18 protein-coding genes are annotated in these 18,564 nt (G+C 42.5%); 3 read left to right on the top strand and 15 right to left on the bottom strand.

The genetic code is table 11. The annotated features are described in order from the left end of the window. Positions 1-21 precede the first annotated feature (21 nt). The 14 genes from AC3IT7_RS03010 to acnD all read right to left on the bottom strand — a co-directional run bounded on the left by AC3IT7_RS03010 (position 22) and on the right by acnD (position 12,415). A complete protein-coding gene (locus tag AC3IT7_RS03010; protein ID WP_489249352.1) occupies positions 22-462 on the bottom strand; it encodes a YybH family protein in 441 nt (146 codons plus the stop codon). A 524-nt stretch (positions 463-986) separates the two neighbouring features. Next, positions 987-1,352 (bottom strand): 5-carboxymethyl-2-hydroxymuconate Delta-isomerase, encoded by a 366-nt coding sequence (locus AC3IT7_RS03005; RefSeq protein WP_489249351.1) that lies wholly within the window; start codon positions 1,350-1,352, stop codon positions 987-989. A gap of 122 nt (positions 1,353-1,474) precedes the next feature. Next, the gene (locus tag AC3IT7_RS03000; protein WP_064097130.1) at positions 1,475-1,813 is read right to left on the bottom strand and encodes a zinc ribbon domain-containing protein YjdM; all 339 of its coding nucleotides are present in this window, start codon (positions 1,811-1,813) and stop codon (positions 1,475-1,477) included. A 128-nt stretch (positions 1,814-1,941) separates the two neighbouring features. Continuing rightward, positions 1,942-2,388 (bottom strand): SRPBCC domain-containing protein, encoded by a 447-nt coding sequence (locus AC3IT7_RS02995; protein WP_489249350.1) that lies wholly within the window; start codon positions 2,386-2,388, stop codon positions 1,942-1,944. Between the two features lie 244 nt (positions 2,389-2,632). After that, entirely contained in the window at positions 2,633-3,022 is a 390-nt protein-coding gene (locus AC3IT7_RS02990) for a ribonuclease E inhibitor RraB (protein WP_489249349.1), read from the bottom strand. A gap of 260 nt (positions 3,023-3,282) precedes the next feature. Further along, positions 3,283-4,215 carry an SNIPE associated domain-containing protein gene (locus AC3IT7_RS02985; protein WP_489249348.1) on the bottom strand — a complete coding sequence of 311 codons (933 nt, stop codon included), beginning with the start codon at positions 4,213-4,215 and terminating at the stop codon, positions 3,283-3,285. A gap of 589 nt (positions 4,216-4,804) precedes the next feature. Beyond that, on the bottom strand, positions 4,805-5,470 hold the full coding sequence (locus AC3IT7_RS02980) for a pseudouridine synthase (protein WP_489249347.1): 666 nt from the start codon (positions 5,468-5,470) through the stop codon (positions 4,805-4,807). A gap of 80 nt (positions 5,471-5,550) precedes the next feature. After that, the gene (locus AC3IT7_RS02975) at positions 5,551-6,264 is read right to left on the bottom strand and encodes an SIMPL domain-containing protein (protein ID WP_489249346.1); all 714 of its coding nucleotides are present in this window, start codon (positions 6,262-6,264) and stop codon (positions 5,551-5,553) included. Positions 6,265-6,361: 97 nt separating this feature from the next. Continuing rightward, entirely contained in the window at positions 6,362-6,610 is a 249-nt protein-coding gene (locus AC3IT7_RS02970; protein WP_489249345.1) for a DUF6868 family protein, read from the bottom strand. 527 nt (positions 6,611-7,137) lie between these two features. Beyond that, positions 7,138-7,401 (bottom strand): hypothetical protein, encoded by a 264-nt coding sequence (locus AC3IT7_RS02965; RefSeq protein WP_489249344.1) that lies wholly within the window; start codon positions 7,399-7,401, stop codon positions 7,138-7,140. Between the two features lie 113 nt (positions 7,402-7,514). Beyond that, the gene (locus AC3IT7_RS02960) at positions 7,515-7,736 is read right to left on the bottom strand and encodes a hypothetical protein (RefSeq protein ID WP_489249343.1); all 222 of its coding nucleotides are present in this window, start codon (positions 7,734-7,736) and stop codon (positions 7,515-7,517) included. Between the two features lie 165 nt (positions 7,737-7,901). Then, positions 7,902-8,045 (bottom strand): zinc ribbon-containing protein, encoded by a 144-nt coding sequence (locus AC3IT7_RS02955; protein WP_180001537.1) that lies wholly within the window; start codon positions 8,043-8,045, stop codon positions 7,902-7,904. Positions 8,046-8,177: 132 nt separating this feature from the next. Further along, positions 8,178-9,677, bottom strand: a complete 1,500-nt coding sequence (locus tag AC3IT7_RS02950) for a P-loop ATPase, Sll1717 family (RefSeq protein ID WP_489249342.1) — start codon at positions 9,675-9,677, stop codon at positions 8,178-8,180. A 119-nt stretch (positions 9,678-9,796) separates the two neighbouring features. After that, positions 9,797-12,415, bottom strand: coding sequence for a Fe/S-dependent 2-methylisocitrate dehydratase AcnD (gene acnD, locus AC3IT7_RS02945; protein WP_489249341.1), 2,619 nt, complete (start codon positions 12,413-12,415; stop codon positions 9,797-9,799). 762 nt (positions 12,416-13,177) lie between these two features. Here acnD and AC3IT7_RS02940 point away from each other — a divergent pair. Both AC3IT7_RS02940 and ygfZ read left to right on the top strand, forming a co-directional pair. After that, on the top strand, positions 13,178-15,295 hold the full coding sequence (locus AC3IT7_RS02940; RefSeq protein ID WP_489249340.1) for a multicopper oxidase family protein: 2,118 nt from the start codon (positions 13,178-13,180) through the stop codon (positions 15,293-15,295). A 128-nt stretch (positions 15,296-15,423) separates the two neighbouring features. After that, on the top strand, positions 15,424-16,149 hold the full coding sequence (gene ygfZ / locus AC3IT7_RS02935) for a CAF17-like 4Fe-4S cluster assembly/insertion protein YgfZ (RefSeq protein WP_489249339.1): 726 nt from the start codon (positions 15,424-15,426) through the stop codon (positions 16,147-16,149). A 59-nt stretch (positions 16,150-16,208) separates the two neighbouring features. Here the strand turns inward: ygfZ and AC3IT7_RS02930 are convergent, their stop codons facing one another. Further along, entirely contained in the window at positions 16,209-16,913 is a 705-nt protein-coding gene (locus AC3IT7_RS02930; RefSeq protein WP_489249338.1) for an aspartate/glutamate racemase family protein, read from the bottom strand. Positions 16,914-17,107: 194 nt separating this feature from the next. Between AC3IT7_RS02930 and AC3IT7_RS02925 the strand changes: the two genes are divergently transcribed. Continuing rightward, complete coding sequence (locus AC3IT7_RS02925; protein WP_489249337.1) at positions 17,108-18,544, top strand: NCS1 family nucleobase:cation symporter-1; 1,437 nt, start codon at positions 17,108-17,110, stop codon at positions 18,542-18,544. The last annotated feature ends 20 nt before the right edge of the window (positions 18,545-18,564 follow it).

Here is an 18,564-nt window from a genome sequence, read left to right as displayed (position 1 = left end):
ACTTAATTATTGAGTTATGCATTAACTGACACTCTTGATCCTGCGCATTTTACGGGTTTCCAGCTGCACCGGTACTGAGGTATGTTGATGCAGCAATTGCCACCGGTCCTGCTGTTTGCTAAGACACATACTGACCCGGCACCACCCCAACTGGAAAATCGGTTCAATCACCGCATAACTGACCCGCACATAAGCATCAATCAAGGCCAGATCGCTACTGACGTGAATATTGAGTTCTTGACGCTCTATCAGGATTCCTTCAGGTATCAAGGGCCGATATTGCTGCCAAAGTGTCTGATAGGCTGCTGTGCCTGTTATTTCGGTGCTGACATCGACCAGACGGATGTCCGGCCTGCATAATTGAATAATATCCTGGATCTCAAGCCGGCATATGGCATTGTCCCATGCCTGAAGAAATGCCACGACCTCTTGTCCCAGTTGTTCATCCCCAAAAATCTGCATAACTTCTTCCCTTTATCAGGTGATTCTGACCTGAAACCGGAATTTAACAATCCGACCGGATTTCTGATCTTTTACTTTTCTTGTTGTGATTGTGCGCAAGCATGCTGCCCGCCCGGCTATCTGCTTGGCCTGATTCGCTACAGCTCAGCTGAATATCATGTCAAAATTATTTGATGGCAGCCCATACTCAGGCTCAAAACTTGCTATCTTGTAATCCGAATATAAATCTCGCAGCACAGCTATATACGGCTTTATTGTTTTTAAATCAGGTATTAATATTTTTTTAAATCAGGCAGATTCAGGAACTGCTTGCTTTCGAAAGCCAATTTAAGGCTTCTGCCCTGACATTGTAAATGACCGAAAATATCATTTAAAAATATAAATATGCTGATAGATCACTAAAATCAAATAAGTCAAAAACAGCCTCTGCTCTTGTTTATTTCATTTATTCTAGACTCAACAAGAGCAGATTTTGTCCATAAAACCATTCAACTACCCTGAGGCAATAACATCCCAGGCAGGAGTTAAATAATCACTTTGCTATAGATCTGCTTTTGCATTTCAAGGATTTCGACGCAGAGCTGGATATTTAATTCCGGCTGTGGAGAAACATGCTGCTGCATCACCTCAAGTACCAATCCGGCAATCTCCTGCCGGACTTCTACACTGCGCCCGCTCAACAGCGAAACTTTGGCATGTACATAAGCCTGATCTTGCAGCGTACCCAGTCCAACCACATAATCCTGCTGCATAATCGCACGACTTTTTAAATCATTCGGCGTCTTGATATGACCTGTTTTGAACAGTGCCTGATGAATGGCCAGCATGAGAGGCTTGGTTTCAATAATGTGTTGAAGATTGTCAGAATATTCCAGATGTATATGTGGCATAGCGCTTATCTCGGATAAAAAGCATCATGATCACGACGCTATCAACAAGTCGTGAATTTCAGGAATGAGACGATTGGTCCAGCGTATCATTCCGCAGTTAAAATTCTAGTCGAATATCAGCTTCAAGCTTTTTTTACATATTCCGATTTCAGCTTCATCGGGCCAATTCCTTCAATTTTACAATCGATATCATGACCATCGGCAGCATCCGGCAATAAACGGATACTTTTTACTTTAGTACCTACTTTAACCACTGAAGATGAGCCCTTGATTTTCAGATCTTTAATGACGGTGACGCTATCGCCATCTGCCAGCACATTGCCATTGGCATCCTTAATGATCACTTGTTCTTCAGTGATTTCGCCTTCTTTCCACTCATGTGCACATTCAGGGCAGATCAGCAGATCGCCATCTGCATAGGTATATTCAGATTGGCATTTTGGACAGTTAGGCAGACCCATAAGAACCTCGAAAAAAGAGAAAAATTAAATAAATTAAACAAATAAGCGCACAGTATAGCATCTTTACAGCGCTACGCTGCCTGACTGGAACTTCGATTAAAATCAATACTGAATCGTATAAGACGCTATTAATTATCCGGGATATAGGGATTCACCAGCAGGGAAAGCAACTGCAGTGATTCCTGCCAGCTTAAATGACATACCGCCGGTGGCACCACATCCGGATAGCCGACCTGAATAATATGCAGGCCGGTACCGACTGAAACCTTTTCAAAGATGATAGTGACTTCTATCTCGCCTTGCAGATCTGGCGTCGAAAACTGGTCGGTATAACGCAGTAACTGGTTGGGAATTACCTCATGATAAACCCCATAGAAATGATGCTGGGTACCGGTAGAAAAATTGGTAAAGGTGGTTCTATAACTGCCCCCCGGTTTGACTTCGGCATGTTCTACCCTAGCTATAAAACCATGCGGTGCCAGCCATTTTGCCAGTGCATCCGGATCAACAAAAGCACGATACACCCGCTCCGGAGGTGCACTAAACACTCGATGCATTTTCAGGGTGTAACTCATTTTGCCTTGTCCTTTATTCTTATTATGTATTTTTTACTGAGGGCTATTGCTCCCTTCTCTGCTATAGATCTACAGACTGAACTGACTCAGCTGGACACCAACAGAGCTGATTTTACGCAATCGTGAATCCAGTATATATAATGACTATGTATCTGTAGCCAGACACCGATGCAGCGCGCAAAATTCAGGATAAAGCATAAAAAAACCCGGCAGCACCGGGTTTTTCATTGAAATACAGACAGAATCAGCTGTTACGCAGACTGTTTTCTTCTTCATCCAGCTCGTCATCATAGACATAGGCCATACAGCCCCAGCCATCATATTCGCCCTGAAACTGTGCAGCGATGATGCCAAACCATTGTTCCAGATCGACAATGTCCTCATAGGCCGGTTCCATATACACATAAACCGTGATGATCCATTCCAGGTTCGCACTTTCTTCATCCTGAAACAGACTGATTTTCTGTTCTTCTTTTAATAGATGCAAGGCACAACGATCCGCCTGCTCTTCATCACTAAACACAATCGAGAATTCAATTTCATGTGCTTCTTGCAGGTCGTCGCCATCCTGATGCATTTGCCACAGTACATTGCCATTTTCATCGTCAGGGAATTGATTGTAATCACGTGACATAGGAGTATCCTTATTATGATGCCGTTTTATTCTGCTTTTAAGATTAGCCGATTTTTGTACAATTATCGAGATCCGGACAAAAAATATTATCTTTTAACCATAATTAAACATATGATTTTTATAAATATAAGAATCGGCTATAGAACCCCTGCATTTCATCTCTTTCCGATCTAAACAATCTGGGTATAGCAGGCTTGATATGCAGCCATGCTGAGCCAGCATAGACGGTCTAGGCAGAGCTTTATTACTCCATAGAAACATCAGGCGCGCACTGACTGCGGCTGTTGCTGCCTGATTTGCAACACCAGTGCAGCAAACTTGAATTCCTGCAAGCGTAGATTGAGATAGGATTCATGAATCATGGCCTGACTCAATTGTTGCCCGGTATGATTGAGCAGGACATACTCATCTCTTAAAGCTTGTAGCATCTGACCAAGATTTTCTCTGTTTAATTGAGCAAGATATAAATCTGCCTTACTGTTAAAAGCCAGACTGAGCATGTCGATGGTACTTCTACGGCGCCTGTCGTCAATATAATTACAACTGGCGATCTGTTGTGTTGCTATAGCCTGCTGAATTTTTTCACGGACATCCAGCAAATGCCGAGCGGCATCTGTTTCGCTATAGCCTGCTATCAGCTGGTCTAATAATTGCGGCACAGGAAGATGCATCCCGTAGTGCCTGGTGTGTATTTTATGTTCTAAAGCCGTCAGCACCTCCTGCAAACGATGCTGTTGCCTGGCCTGTTCATAATAACCCTGCAAAGTTTTTCTGGCCTGCTGTTCAACTTCGACCAAGGCTTTTGCCTGAAACTGAGCGATATAATCTTTCACGCTTTTAATATAAGCCTTGAGATCATCAATCATGATCGAAGCATCCAGCTTGGTTACTTCAACAAAGTTTTCGACCTGCAAGGTCCGGTTGATAATATATTGCTCGATATCACAGATATCCTGATATTTTTTAAATTTATTCAGTGCAATAGTTAAACCGCCATGCTGTACTCGCAATTGGGTCATGTCATAATTCAATTCATCGACCTGAGTTTCATAATCTGCCAATTTGCCGCGCGAATGATCCAGGTTTTCCTGTAAAGACCGGATATTGTGGCGTAATGAAGCCTGTACCTTCAAGCTCCAGAGCAATGCACAGAATAAGATACTCGCGAGAACGAAGAGAGCCATACTAAGCATCGTTCTTTCCTTTAACCCCGGGCATTGCCCTAAAAAATAAAATTAAAAATTTATTATCAAGTAATGGTTGATTTTGCATCATTTTGACTAGCGAATCAAAGTCATTGATCGCTACCAAGCCATTCATTCATTTTATTTTTCTGTGAATTTTTTCTGTACATGCCACTAATGACCGAGTGATTTCTACTTCCAATCCAATCTATTCCGAAACAGGTGATCATCTTGTTTTTATATCAAAGGATATAATTTGACAGTTTCAACCCAGTCAAATAGAAATTAAAAAATCATTAAAAATAAAGATATTAAGCTTAGAAGAAGAGATAAAAACAATAAAGATTATTTAAGCGGATTATTCAGACAGGCAATGAATATTAAAATTCATGTTCTACCGCGGCAGTGGATCAGGCCATGTATAAGCATGCGGATTCAACCAAAAACTATTGAAAAATCATTAACATTCAGCGTATAGGTTGAAATAAATTCTCACACTTTCACTGGAACAGCTTGATTTAAGACTCTGATCCGCATCATATTTATATTTCATAACAAGTATGCACTTCGTTGGATCTGACTATTAAACTGGATTCAATCAGAACGGTACTGCGACTTCAATCGCAACCAGCACACCACTCAGCGGCTGGGTAAAAGCCAGATAACTGGCATGCAAGGCCATACGTTTTAAAGGACTGCGCTGTGGTTCTGGATGATAGATTTTGTCGCCAGTAATGGGATGACCCAGATGCAGCATGTGTACCCGCAACTGATGCGAACGCCCGGTAATCGGCGTGAGTAAAACCCGGCTAATATCTTGCTGCGGCAAATACTCTATTGCCTGATATAAGGTTTTGGCGGCTTTGCCCAGTTCATAATGCACCATTTGACGCGGACGGTTTTCCCAGTCAGTTATCAAAGGCACTTCGACGCTGCCCTGTCCTTCAAGTTTGCCTTGTACCAGCGCGACATAATTTTTATGCACGCTGCGCGCCTGAAACATTTTACTCACCGCCACTTCTGCATCGCGGTGTTTGGCAAACATCAAGATACCCGAGGTGGCCATGTCCAGACGATGGGTAATTTTAGCCTGCGGATATTGCTCTAAAACCCGTAAATAAGCGCTGTCATGATGTTCAGGTAAACGTCCTGGCACCGACAATAATCCGGCCGGCTTTTCAATTACCAGCAGATCGTCATCTTCATAAACAATCTGCAATGGCTCTTGCGGCGGGCAATAAATAAAGTCGGGGTTAATCGGCATGTGGATATAGCATCTGGGACAATGCGCGCAAAATAACAAGCTGGATTTAGCCTGTCAATCACTGCGCAGAGCCAGATAAATTAATCTGCCAGATAATAATCGACCGTCGAGACCACGCGGACTTTCTTTAAATAGGGCGTATTGCTGTCACGATCTTCAATACTAAACAGGCCCTGATTGGCGGATTTGATTTTACCCAGACTGCTTTTTGAATCGGCAGCAAATTTTTCTGCCACACTGCGGGCATTTTCGGTGGCTTGTTCAATCATCGCCGGCTTGATGTCATTCAGCTTGGTAAATAGATATTCGGTTCTTTGTCCAGAATCATCTCCAGCAAAGGCAATGCCTTTTCTGCCCAAAGCCACCAGACGGCTTTGCGCCTTGCGGACTGCATCGATGTTGTGGGTGTAGACGGTAATGGTCTGGCTAGCGGTATAGCGCAATGCGACATTGGCATCACCGCCATATTGCTGTGCATATTTATCGGTAATACTCGGTGAGGCACTGGTGATCTCTTCGGCACTAAAACCTTCATTTTTTAGAAAAGTCTGAATTTCCTGGGTATTGCTTTGCATGGTGTCATACAACTCGGCCAGATCCTGACTACCAGCGTTAAAGCGGATCGGCCACACTGCTACATCAGCCTTGACTTCACGCTCTGACAAGCCTTTGACCGAAACAATACGTTCATACTGTTTAATTTTCAGGGCACTATTGCCTAGAATCCAGCCAGCAAGCATCATCCCTAAAGCAATCAAGGCACCCAAAATCAGTGCCGGTTTGACTTGATTCATCTGCATCCACTCCTTTGAAATCCTGTTTTAATTGTTATTTAACTGGACTAATCCCAATCTATTTTTTGTCATTGAAAGATTCCGTTCAGGATCGCGCTTAACTTTGTTTCATCAAATAGATTGCAATTAAAGGCGCCAGGTTAAACAGCAAAATTCCAATTTTATACAGCGCCATACCCGAATAATGAATCACATCGAAACTGGCTTCAGACAGCCGGAACCATTTTCCGTGCACTTGTTTCATCCAGTTGCGGGCAAATACAAAAACCGTGAACCAGAGCATAAGAATGACGTAATTGATGAGCAAGGAAAATAGCAAAAAACGACACCAAATATCGAGATTCATCACGATTCCCCACCGGGCAGCTGATGCTTTAAAAATAACAGTTTTGATCTGGGAAAATGAGAACTGATTTGTATCTTGCTTGAATGAATATTTTCTTAAGTTTTTGATTTATTATTATTTTAATGATTTCTTATATTGCCTTACTGGAAAATTTTTTAGGGTGTTGGGAAAACGTTTCATGGTTTACTTCAACTATCAATCTTTGTAAGACTTGATCTTATAGCCTATAAACTTGTGGTCTATAGCGTCCTAAGCCGGATCGAGACCTTTTGGGTTCGTACTGCACTCGCGTTTTGCGCCGCTCGCAGCATGCTACTCTTTCCGATCCCATCACACCCTTGAGAGCTATATTAGGCAAAGATGGACGGGATTAATTTCCTATGTTTTTTTAATTTTTAGAATTTTTGAAAATTTATTTCATTATTAATCTAATTTAAGGGAAATAAAACCCATCCTTCAATTTTTACGCTTTTTTCTTCGATAAAAATGGACTTTATTGCAATTTATCTTCAAGACATGATGACTATTTATTGAAACAAAGCAGCCTGAATCCATTGTGCGCTAAACCACCAGATACTGATCGCCGACATCCCGCAGAGCAGATTGGCCAGAACCTTATTGAGTCTCGTCAGTTCAGAATTATAGATTTTCAGATTCAGTAAATAGGCCATCACGCCGTAGAGCAAGCCAATTGCGCCCCCAAACAGGATCAGAATTAATGGCCATGCAGAATAAAAATGGGCTTTTTTGCTTAATTTGCCTGATTCTGGTGCGTAGTCTCTGATTTCCATATGCGCTTGCCCTCTTTCCAATATGTGCACATGCACTATTTCAAGGCAAATATTTAGCTGTGATTAAATATTTGCCGACTCGGACTTGGATTGAAGCAAGAAGCAGACCAGTTTTAGTGTACAAAGAGCTGACGGGTATGCTGGTTAATATAGGCATTTAGCCCATCGCCATATCGGGCAAGCTGTTTCATGTTCTCGACATGCTGATAACCGGCACTACTATAGCTGTAAGTATAGACTTTCGAGGTTTTCTTAAATTGCACACGAATAAACTTATTACCAATCTCATAATTGGCCACACCTGAGTCGTGATTAAGATCAAGATAATGTTGCAATTGAGCAGCCCTAAATACGGTGAATCTAGGATTTTATATGGGGATAATTTGGTTAATTTTCAATCGAAATTTAAGTTATCAATGAGGATATGCAGATAACAAAAAGCCCTATGGAGTAATAGGGCTTTTGTTCAAAACAGAGGGTAACTGTTTGAATTGTCCTGCTTAGGCATTCTTATTGTTAAATTGATTGCCTTGGCATTTGGTACACGGTGGTAAACGATCAGTACCAATTTCTAAGTAGGTGCGGTGTCCGCATTGAATACAAAAATAGAAGCCTGTTCCGGGTTTTTCGCCAGCAGTAACCATCTTTGTTCTCCATAGTTTTAGAAATGGTAGATCTAGTATAACCCTCTTATGATGAATGTCTATTGTCCATTTCGACGAGTGATGTGGGCGTTTGGGCGAAGAACCTAATTTGACGTTGTGTTAATACTCCTTTTAGTTTCTTCTGCGCTGTCTTTTTTGCTTTGCTTCCTGCGCCTGCTTAGTTTCCACATTTTTTAGATGTAGTGCCTGACGAAAAACTGGATGTATTTCCCATAACATACCATCATCTACGTTTGTTCTACTTTTTAAGAGTGACGGATTTTTCTCAAATGAAATATGGTCATAACTACCATCTTCATTATCTTGGCGTGCTGTAATAAAAGCTATTTGAAAAAGAAAATGCGCAACTTCTCGATTATTAGGCGTTCCAAGTACTCCAAAAATTTTTAAGTTAATATGATTTAAGATTCTATTATCAATAAGAGTTAATAATTCAGCAGTCTTATATCTTTCATTTTGTTTTGAAAAAGCAACTATAAGTTCTTCAATCTGAGGACATTGTGATACAAATTCGGCGATAGTATCGTCAATTCTCCTTTTCCCAAAATCTTCAAGTTGATTATCAATCGTGGAGAAACTTATTCTATCTCCATTATTATTCAAAGATTTTGCTGATTCTTTACATAATTCAACAAGCCATCTGGGTCTATATCTCGATAGGGTTGCTAAAACAATAGAAGTAGGTCTAGTACGATTATTTGTTCCCCACTTCATATTTTCTTCAAAAATTAATGAGATTAATTGAATATTTTTTTTACTTATATCATTAGAAAGTCCATTGCTGAAACTATTCCACTGACCTGTTCTCTCTAAATAACCTTGTATACGTTTAGCTAATAACGTTTCAATATCTTGATGCACCCAACGTATATCGACCATATATTGTTCGATATGAGACAGTGCTTCGTATTCTCTTTTTATTATCTTCCATACATTTGGTCTAACGCTTGTTCTAATTCTTATTTCAGGCAATGCATTAACAATTTGTCTAATAGCTGTAAAGTAAGTTGCAACTTTTAACTTATTTTTTGACGTGTTTTGAAAATTTTGGTCTATGTCATCAACTATTAACCATATTCCTCCACCGTCTGTCCATCGCGCTAGAATGCTTTCTACGTCCTTAACACCTTGCCTATGGTTCTCGGGAATACCATTAATTTTTAGTCTATCAACTATATGAGAAATAAAAGATCGAGATTTAAAACCATTCATTTCGGCTTGTTCAACCAAACTAGTTGCATCATCATTGAAAGCAAAACCAATTTTAGCCCCAATTTCATTAGCTATGATACCTAGAATTTTTTTCTTCCAAGCTCTAGTCCAAGTATCTGAATCATCTGATTCTAAATCAGGTGATAAAGCTACTCCTGTTGAATTAATAACAATTAACTTATTATTTTGTTCTAATTTTTCTTTCACCATTCTAAGAATAGCTGATTTTCCTTCCCCCTTATATGCCCTAGCAATTTGAATTGTTTCAGAGTAATTCAGGAAATCGCCTAGCTCCGCTCTCTCCATAGCATAACTTTTAAAAACATCATCCTTTTCTTGATCAGCTGCATCATTTCCGAATAAGTCTTTATCTTTTAAATTAATTTGAACGTTTAGCATGTTTTTAATTTTTTATAAATAATAAGCAAGTTAGTTTATTTTAACTCATTATTCAAACATAAAAATATATTAAATAGCCTGATTTAATTATAAATATAAATCAGGCTATTTACTTTAGATCAAGCCACATTCCCTTCCAAGAAATCCTGTGCAAAGCGTTGCAATACCCCACCCGCTTCATACACATGTACTTCTTCTTCAGTGTCTAAACGGCAAGTCACAGGCACTTCAATAATCTGGTTCTTACCATCATCGGTTGAACGCTCAATTACTAAAGTTAAAGTCGAACGTGGCGCGATATTACCAATTACGCTATACAGCTCCGTACCATCCAACTTCAATGTCTTACGATCCGTACCCGACTTAAACTCAAGCGGCAATACGCCCATACCGACCAGATTGGTACGGTGAATACGCTCAAAACCTTCTGCCACAATCGCTTCCACACCAGCCAGACGCACACCTTTCGCTGCCCAGTCACGGCTTGACCCCTGACCATAATCCTTACCGGCAATAATGATCAACGGCTGTTTACGGTTCATGTAAATTTCAATCGCTTCCCACATCCGCATCACTTCGCCTTCAGGCTCGACACGCGCTTTCGAACCCTGCTTGATGGTGCCATCAGAACGCACCACCATTTCATTGAACAGTTTCGGGTTGGCAAAAGTCGCACGTTGCGTGGTCAGGTGATCACCGCGATGCGTTGCATAGGAGTTAAAGTCTTCCTCAGGCACACCCATTTTTTTCAGGTATTCACCAGAGGCACTATCCAGCACAATCGCATTCGATGGAGATAAATGATCGGTGGTGATGTTATCGCCCAAGATCGCCAGCGGGCGCATGTTGGCTAAGGTACGCGGTGCAGCCAGAGCACCTTCCCAATACGGTGGACGGCGAATATAAGTACTTTGCGGACGCCAGTTATATAGTGGACTTGTCGCCTTTTCATTGACACCCAAATCAAACATTGGAATATAAATCTGGCGGAACTGTTCCGGTTTCACGGCTTGTTTCACCAAGGCATCAATTTCTTCATCCGACGGCCAGATGTCTTTTAGATAAATCGGGTTGCCATCTTTGTCATTACCAAGCGAATCGGTTTCGATATCAAAACGAATCGTTCCGGCAATTGCATATGCCACCACCAGCGGCGGAGAGGCCAGGAAAGCCTGCTTCGCATAAGGATGAATACGACCATCAAAGTTACGGTTGCCCGAAAGCACCGCTGTGGCATACAGGTCACGATCAATAATTTCCTGCTGGATTTTAGGATCCAGCGCACCGGACATGCCATTACAGGTAGTACATGCATAGGCCACAATGCCGAAGCCGAGTTTTTCCAGGTCTTTCAGTACGCCAGCTTCTTCAAGATATAACGCCGCGGCTTTAGAACCCGGTGCAAAAGATGATTTCACCCAAGGTTTACGCACTAAACCGAGTTCATTGGCTTTACGTGCAAGTAAACCGGCTGCCACAGTATTACGTGGGTTTGAAGTATTGGTACAAGAGGTAATCGCCGCGATAATCACCGCACCATCCGGCATTAAACCTTCCGCTTCTTGTGCGCGGGCAGCATCCAGATTGCCTGCAATACCTTTTTCTTTCAGATCAGAGGTTGATACACGTGCATGCGGATTGGACGGGCCAGCAATATTGCGGGTTACTGTTGAAAGGTCGAAGCGCAGCACACGTGGATATTCTGCCTGGGTCATATCCGATGCCCATAGCCCAATTTCCTTGGCATAAGTTTCAACCAGCTTGACTTGTTCAGGCTCACGACCAGTCAAAGTCAGATAATCAAGGGTATTCTGGTCGATATAGAACATCGCAGCGGTTGCGCCGTATTCCGGAGTCATGTTGGAAATCGTAGCACGATCCCCGACCGACATGCTGTCGGCACCTTCGCCAAAGAACTCCAGATAAGCCCCAACCACACGTTCTTTACGCAGGAATTCTGTCAGTGCGAGCACAATATCGGTTGCGGTAATGCCCGGTTGACGCTGGCCAACTAACTCGACCCCAATAATATCCGGCAGACGCATCCAGGACGCACGACCCAGCATCACGTTTTCAGCCTCTAACCCTCCGACACCAATCGAAATCACACCCAAGGCATCGGTATGTGGGGTATGTGAATCTGTACCGACACAGGTATCCGGAAAAGCAATGCCATCACGATTTTGAATCACCGGAGACATTTTCTCCAGATTGATCTGATGCATGATGCCATTACCGGCTGGAATCACATCGACATTTTCAAAAGCAGTTTTGGTCCATTCAATAAAATGGAAACGGTCTTCATTACGGCGGTCTTCAATGGCACGGTTTTTCTCAAAGGCATCCGGATCAAAACCACCAAATTCTACGGCCAGTGAATGATCGACAATCAGCTGGGTCGGTACCACCGGATTGACTTTAGAAGGGTCCCCGCCCTGTTCAGCAATCGCATCACGCAAACCGGCTAAATCGACAAGTGCGGTTTGACCCAAAATGTCATGACAGACTACACGGGCCGGATACCACGGGAAATCATGCTCCTGTTTACGCTCAATCAGCTGGCGTAAGGACTGTTCTAATAGGGCAGGATCACAACGACGAACCAGCTGCTCGGCAAGGACTTTGGAGGTATAAGGAAGTTTGGCATAGGCGCCTGGCTGAATATCTTCCACGGCCTGACGCACGTCATAATATTCCAGCTGGGTGGATTGCAGCGGTTTACGATAATTGTTGTTCATAGCTTACCTGCCCTCGTTTATTACTGTTTTTTGTACATCAAAATTTGTTGATGACTTGTTTTTTAATCAAGGCATTGTACGATGCCGAAAGTCCATTTCCCAAATCTTATAATTTTCAACAACTTGAATATTAGTATTAGCTTATTTAAATAAATTTGCTAGCTAAGCCCTAGAATTTTGCCGCTAAACCTCTATTTTTTGGAAAAATTTGCAGAAAATCTCCCTCATTCTTTAGTATAAGACCCTGCCGATAGTATAAAAAATAACCCGAATATAGATGCAATCAACAGGTGTGTTTATTCATATTTCAGGAGTTTTATTTTTAAGCCCGACATGGCACTTCGGCTCCATCTAATCACCTAGATTTCTCAGTTCAAATGCCGGATTCCCTATCAGACTGGCAATTGATATCTGCCAACTGTTCAGCAGATCTACAAAATATCATCGGAGAAAATCCGTTAAATTATGCAATTTCTAAGCTCGAAAACAGGTCAAAGCCGCTTCTCACCTTAATTCCTTAAAATTAGTAAGACTTTCTTACAAATTTTCTTATTATTTTAATATTTTTAAATACCATCGAATAATGAAAGATCTACAGACACATTAGCACCTTAAACCCATCAGAAAAATACTTTTAGCCTACCGTTTATCTCCCTACCCCCTAATTTGGTGATAACAGTTCTGCGCCGATTTAAGTAAATCTAAACCGTAATTACTTCACAACAACAACACTCATCACAAAAGCAAATCAAGGTGATTACGATGTTACAGCTCGCCATTATTGGTGCCATAGTCGCGGTTTTCGCCCTACTGGCATCGAACTGGAATGGAGGTAAAAACCCTCCTCATCCATCAAACCCACCCCACCCCGGCAATCCGTCAAATCCAAACCCTCCAACCCACCCGACTCATCCTTTACCTGCTCCAACTGCATCAGAATCCCTGATCAGTAATCCGCCCTTGTTAGCCAAAAATGCCAAGGGCAAATATGACCTGATCGTGGCCTACAAAACCGATAAACTTTATAACCCGAGAAATGGCAGCTGGGATCAGCTGGTACTGCGAGGCTATGTCACCAAACCTAGTTTATTTGCCAAGAAAAAAGCGGGAGAATATGTTGAAGACCAGCTGGTCGGACCACAGATTCGGATCAAACAGGGAGAAACCTTTTCGGTACAGCTGAGTAATCAGTTGCCCACCGAATCGACAGCCACCTGTCCGGAATATATTCTCGATGCCAATGACCCGCACTGCTTTAATACCACCAATTTACATACCCATGGTCTTTGGGTCAGCCCGCAAGGCAATAGCGATAATGTCTTTCTTAAATTTGCGCCCAAAGAAAAATTTGACTACCAATACAAGATTGAAAAGAACCATCCTGCTGGCACCTATTGGTATCATGCCCATCTGCATGGTTCAACTGCCATTCAGGTCTCTAGCGGCATGGCCGGCCCTCTCATTGTTGAAGGCTCAAGAATACCCAAATATAAAAATGGCAAACTCTCTGAAAGCGGTGATCTCGACATTCTGTTTGCCGACAAGGCCAAGAAAAATGATGCCGATGAAAAAATTCTTTTATTCCAGCAAATCCAGTATCGCTGCATGAACTCGCAAGACCCGTTAAATATCAATAACTGTCAGGCCAATGATATTGGCATGCTGGAAGATTATCAGGGTTTGAATGCGTTCAACTCATGGGGAGCCAATCATTATTACACTTCAATTAATGGCAAAGTTCATGGTGAAATTCAGGTCGAACAGAACCAGTTTAACCGCTGGCGTATGATTCATGGCGGTGTGCGTGATACGCTTGGCCTGATCATTAAGGAACTGCCAAAATCAGAAAAATTTAGCGCTGCACAAACCATTCAAGCCTGTTCAGAATTTCAGGAAGAAAGTAAAAAAGCAGATTTCGATCAGCTCAGCAGCTTGCCAATGTACACCATTGCCCAAGATGGTCTGACCATGGACCATGTACAAACACGCAGAATCTCGATATTCCAGCCAGGATACCGGCATGATGCGATGCTGGCTTTTCCGACCCGGAACAAATACTGTATTTTCGATACCAACCTGAACATTGATGATGAAATCAATACCATTCCGACCTCGGGACAAATCACCCCACAACTCGCCCCCGCCAACACCCTGAATGCACAGCTTCTGGGATGGGTCAATGTCAAGGCGAGCAAGTTGAAAACTCAGACACCGGCGCAGTTTTTACAGGCTCAGGCACAGAAAATTGGCTTGAGCAAAGAGATTCAAAGCCAGCTTTCACAGTTAAAACTTTCGGCCTTTGTTGATCATGCATCACTGATGAGTACTGAAATTGATCAACGCTTAAAGAACCGTCCACCCCAGCTTTCAGCCTTCGATGCCAGCTTTGGGCCAAATGCCAAATTTGGCTACCGTTACAGTAATATAGAAGGAATCTATAGTTTTGGTGATCTGTTTAGCGGCCCGGGTGCAGTAGAAGATAGATATGTACGCAAACTGGAACTCGGACAAATTGATGAATGGGTTCTGAGCAGTAATAACCTGAATCATCCCTATCACATTCATGTGAATCCGTTCCAGATCGTCAAAGTGCTGGATCCGACAGGTAAGGATGTCAGCGATATTCCACTGGCCATCGATCCGAACCCGAATCTGGAAGATATTCAATACCGTGGCTTAAAAGGACAGTTTAAAGATACCATCTTTGTGAAACAGGGATATCAGGTGATTGTCCGCAGCCATTACAAGAAATTTGAAGGTGATTTCGTGCAGCATTGCCATATTCTCGATCATGAAGATCAGGGCATGATGGAATATGTGCGGATTTGTGGCGGTAAGTTTGACTGTAATGCCCCTTTACCGGGAACACATCATCACTAGAGTATTAACACGCTTGTTTTAATATGCAAAAGCCTGCAATTGATATTGTGGGCTTTTTTATTTGCCTCTGGATAGTGCTTGCTGCACAATAGTCTTATTGATTTATAGTATTCAAACTGAGGCTTATCATGGCAACGTCTCCTGCTTTTACATTGTTTAGTCTGAATGGTGTAGATGCGCAAAAATTCCTTCAAGGTCAGGTGACTTTGAATACTGAAACATTGGTTGAAAACCAGACCCGTTATACCGCAATCTGTAGTCTGAAAGGACGAATCCAATTTGGCTTATGGCTTAAAAAAATCAGTCCGGAAAGCTTTGAAATTGTCAGCACTGCAGATCAGGCCACTGAACTGGCCAATCATATTAAAAAATTTGGTGCCTTTTCAAAAATGAAACTGGAGTTGCTGGGTGCGGTTTATCCTGTGATCAATGATATCCAGACTGACTTTGTCCAGACTGAAACCGATGTTGCAGCATGGGCACAGCAAGCGATTGAATCAGGTCAGGCCTGGATTCAGGCCACAACTGCAACCCTGTTTCAACCACAAGAATTACGTTTGCATCAACGTGAAGGCATTCACTATGACAAGGGCTGCTATCTGGGTCAGGAAGTCATTGCACGTTTATGGTTTAAAGCCAAACCGAAACATTGGCTGCATCTGATTCAAGGCACAGGTCCCGCACCTGACGCCGGCACTCAGCTCAACAACAATGTTGAAGTGGTGAATAGCATCAGCGTGAATGACGCTTATAAAGCCCTGGTGGTCGCCAAACCTGAAGCATTGTCTGAGTTAGACCTGGAGGTTCTGGATTTACCTGAAGCCTTAAGTGGTGATGTGGCACGCCCGCAATAAGATTAGACCCGGATCGAAAAAGGCTTCTTTAACAGAAGCCTTTTGTATTTTAAGGCCGGCTATTTGGCATTTGGAAAATCATAATCGCCCCACTTGCTGGTTTTCAGGCCCATTCCCTTTAAAGCCTCAAGCAGTTTGACTGCGGCACTTACACCATCAATCACCGGTATATCAAGCTCTTGAGCAACCTGCTCTGCCATTTCTGCCATGCCGCCACAGCCCAAGACAATTGCACCGATATCATCTTGTTGTTTCGATTGACGACAGGTTTCAAGCAAAGTCTGATAAGCATGTTCTTTGTCATTTTCCAGAGCCAATACTGGTAAATCGATACAGCGAATTTTGGCGCAGTGTTGTTTAAAACCATATTGCTGCAATAAATGTTCAGCAATGATTTTGGTACGCGGCAAGGTGGTCACAATGGAAAATTTGGTCGCAACAAGGGTCGCCATATGAAAGGCAGCTTCTGCAATACCAATCACAGGCGCTTCCGCAATCTCTCGCGCTGCATGCAGTGCAGGATCACCAAAACAGGCAATCACATGCCCATCTACCTGCTGCTGTCGCCCCTGTTTTACCAGCTCCAGTATGCCGATGGCAGAGACAGCTTCATCATAATGGCCTTCGATGGAAGCAACCCCATGTTGAGGCGAAACGGCAAAAATGCTTGTGGTTGGCAAAGCAACTTTCTGTGCAGCTCTGCCAATGGCCTGCGTCATTTCAAGGCAGGTATTGGGATTAATGACCTGAATCTTTACATTCATACGTGATTTCACTGTGCTTAAATCTATAGAAGAGGGTTAAAACAGTCATTGCTGTTTCAACAAGGCATAAGCACATGCAAGAATCAAACCATACAAATCAATAAATATATTACTTTCAATTACTTAAAAAATTAGAGCCGGTACTTGGCATACATTCTGCTCAATTCAGCAAAATGAATCGCTAATGGATCGGTATGGATAAGACAAAATTCAGCCCAAAACTCAGTAATGAGGATTTGATGCCTGCAAAACAAAATTGGACTTGGTATAACATTTTTTCTTTCTGGATGTCAGATGTTCACAGCATGGGGGGCTATCTGGTGGCAGCCAGCCTGTTTGCTCTCGGACTTGCTAGCTGGCAGGTATTTGTTGCCTTAATTGTCGGTATTTTAATTGTGCAGCTCGCCGCCAATCTTGTGGCGAAACCGAGCCAAGTTGCAGGTGTGCCTTATGCTGTCATTGCACGGCAGTCATTTGGAGTCTTTGGCGCCAATATTCCAGCTTTGATCCGTGGTTTTATTGCGGTGGCATGGTACGGCATTCAAACATGGCTGGCCTCGAATGCATTAATGCTGATTTTATTAAAATTCTATCCAGGTTTAAGCCCATTGACCGAAACAGGCTTTGCCGGCCTGTCTACAATTGGCTGGATTTGCTTTGGCATTATGTGGGTATTACAGGCACTGGTGTTCTGGAAAGGCATGAATACCATCAAGGTATTTATTGATTGGGCAGGACCTCTGGTTTATGTCGTCATGCTCGCACTCGCAGCCTGGCTTGTGCTTCAGGTCGGATGGAGCAATATTTCATTTAATCTGGGCAGTCAGTCACTGACCTTGTCTGAGCAGGTCATGCAAACCATGGTTGCGATTGCCTTGGTGGTGTCTTATTTTTCCGGACCATTGCTCAATTTTGGCGACTTTTCACGTTATGGAAAATCCATGCAGCAGGTGAAAAAAGGCAACTTTTGGGGATTACCATTTAACTTTATCTTTTTCTCGCTGATTACCGTGATTACGGTTTCGGGCACCTACAGCCTTTTTGGAAAAATGGTCACCGACCCGCTTGAAACAGTGGTTATGATTGACAATACATTTGCAGTTGTACTGGGTTTATTGACGGTTCTCACTGCCACGATTGGTATTAACATTGTGGCGAACTTTGTTTCGGCAGGTTTCGATTTTTCCAATATCTCACCACAAAAACTGAGCTTTCGTAGTGGTGGCATGATTGCAGCAGTCGGTTCGGTATTAATTACCCCATGGAACCTGTTTAATTCACCAGAACTCATCCACTATACCCTAGATGTACTGGCTGCATTCATTGGCCCATTGTTTGGTATTTTGATTGCAGACTTTTATTTTGTTAAAAAGCAAAAGGTCATTGTTGAAGATTTATTTAAAGATCAGAAAGACGGTGCATATTGGTATAAAGGTGGATTTAATCCCAAAGCCATCGGTGCTCTTATGCCCGCAGTCATGATTGGGCTGGTCTTTACTCTGGTACCCAAATTACAGTATCTGGCCGCGTTTAACTGGTTTATTGGCGCTTTCCTGGGGGCAAGTTTCTATTATTTCTTGGCACGCGAATCTGCAGTAAAACTGAAGTCTACTGTCAAAGAAGTTCTTTAAATTCCCAGCCAAGAAATCCT

The sequence above is a fragment of the Acinetobacter sp. KH_038 genome (assembly GCF_057839405.1).
Note: the sequence above shows the minus strand (reverse complement) of the source record. Positions and strands in the feature narration are given on the sequence as shown.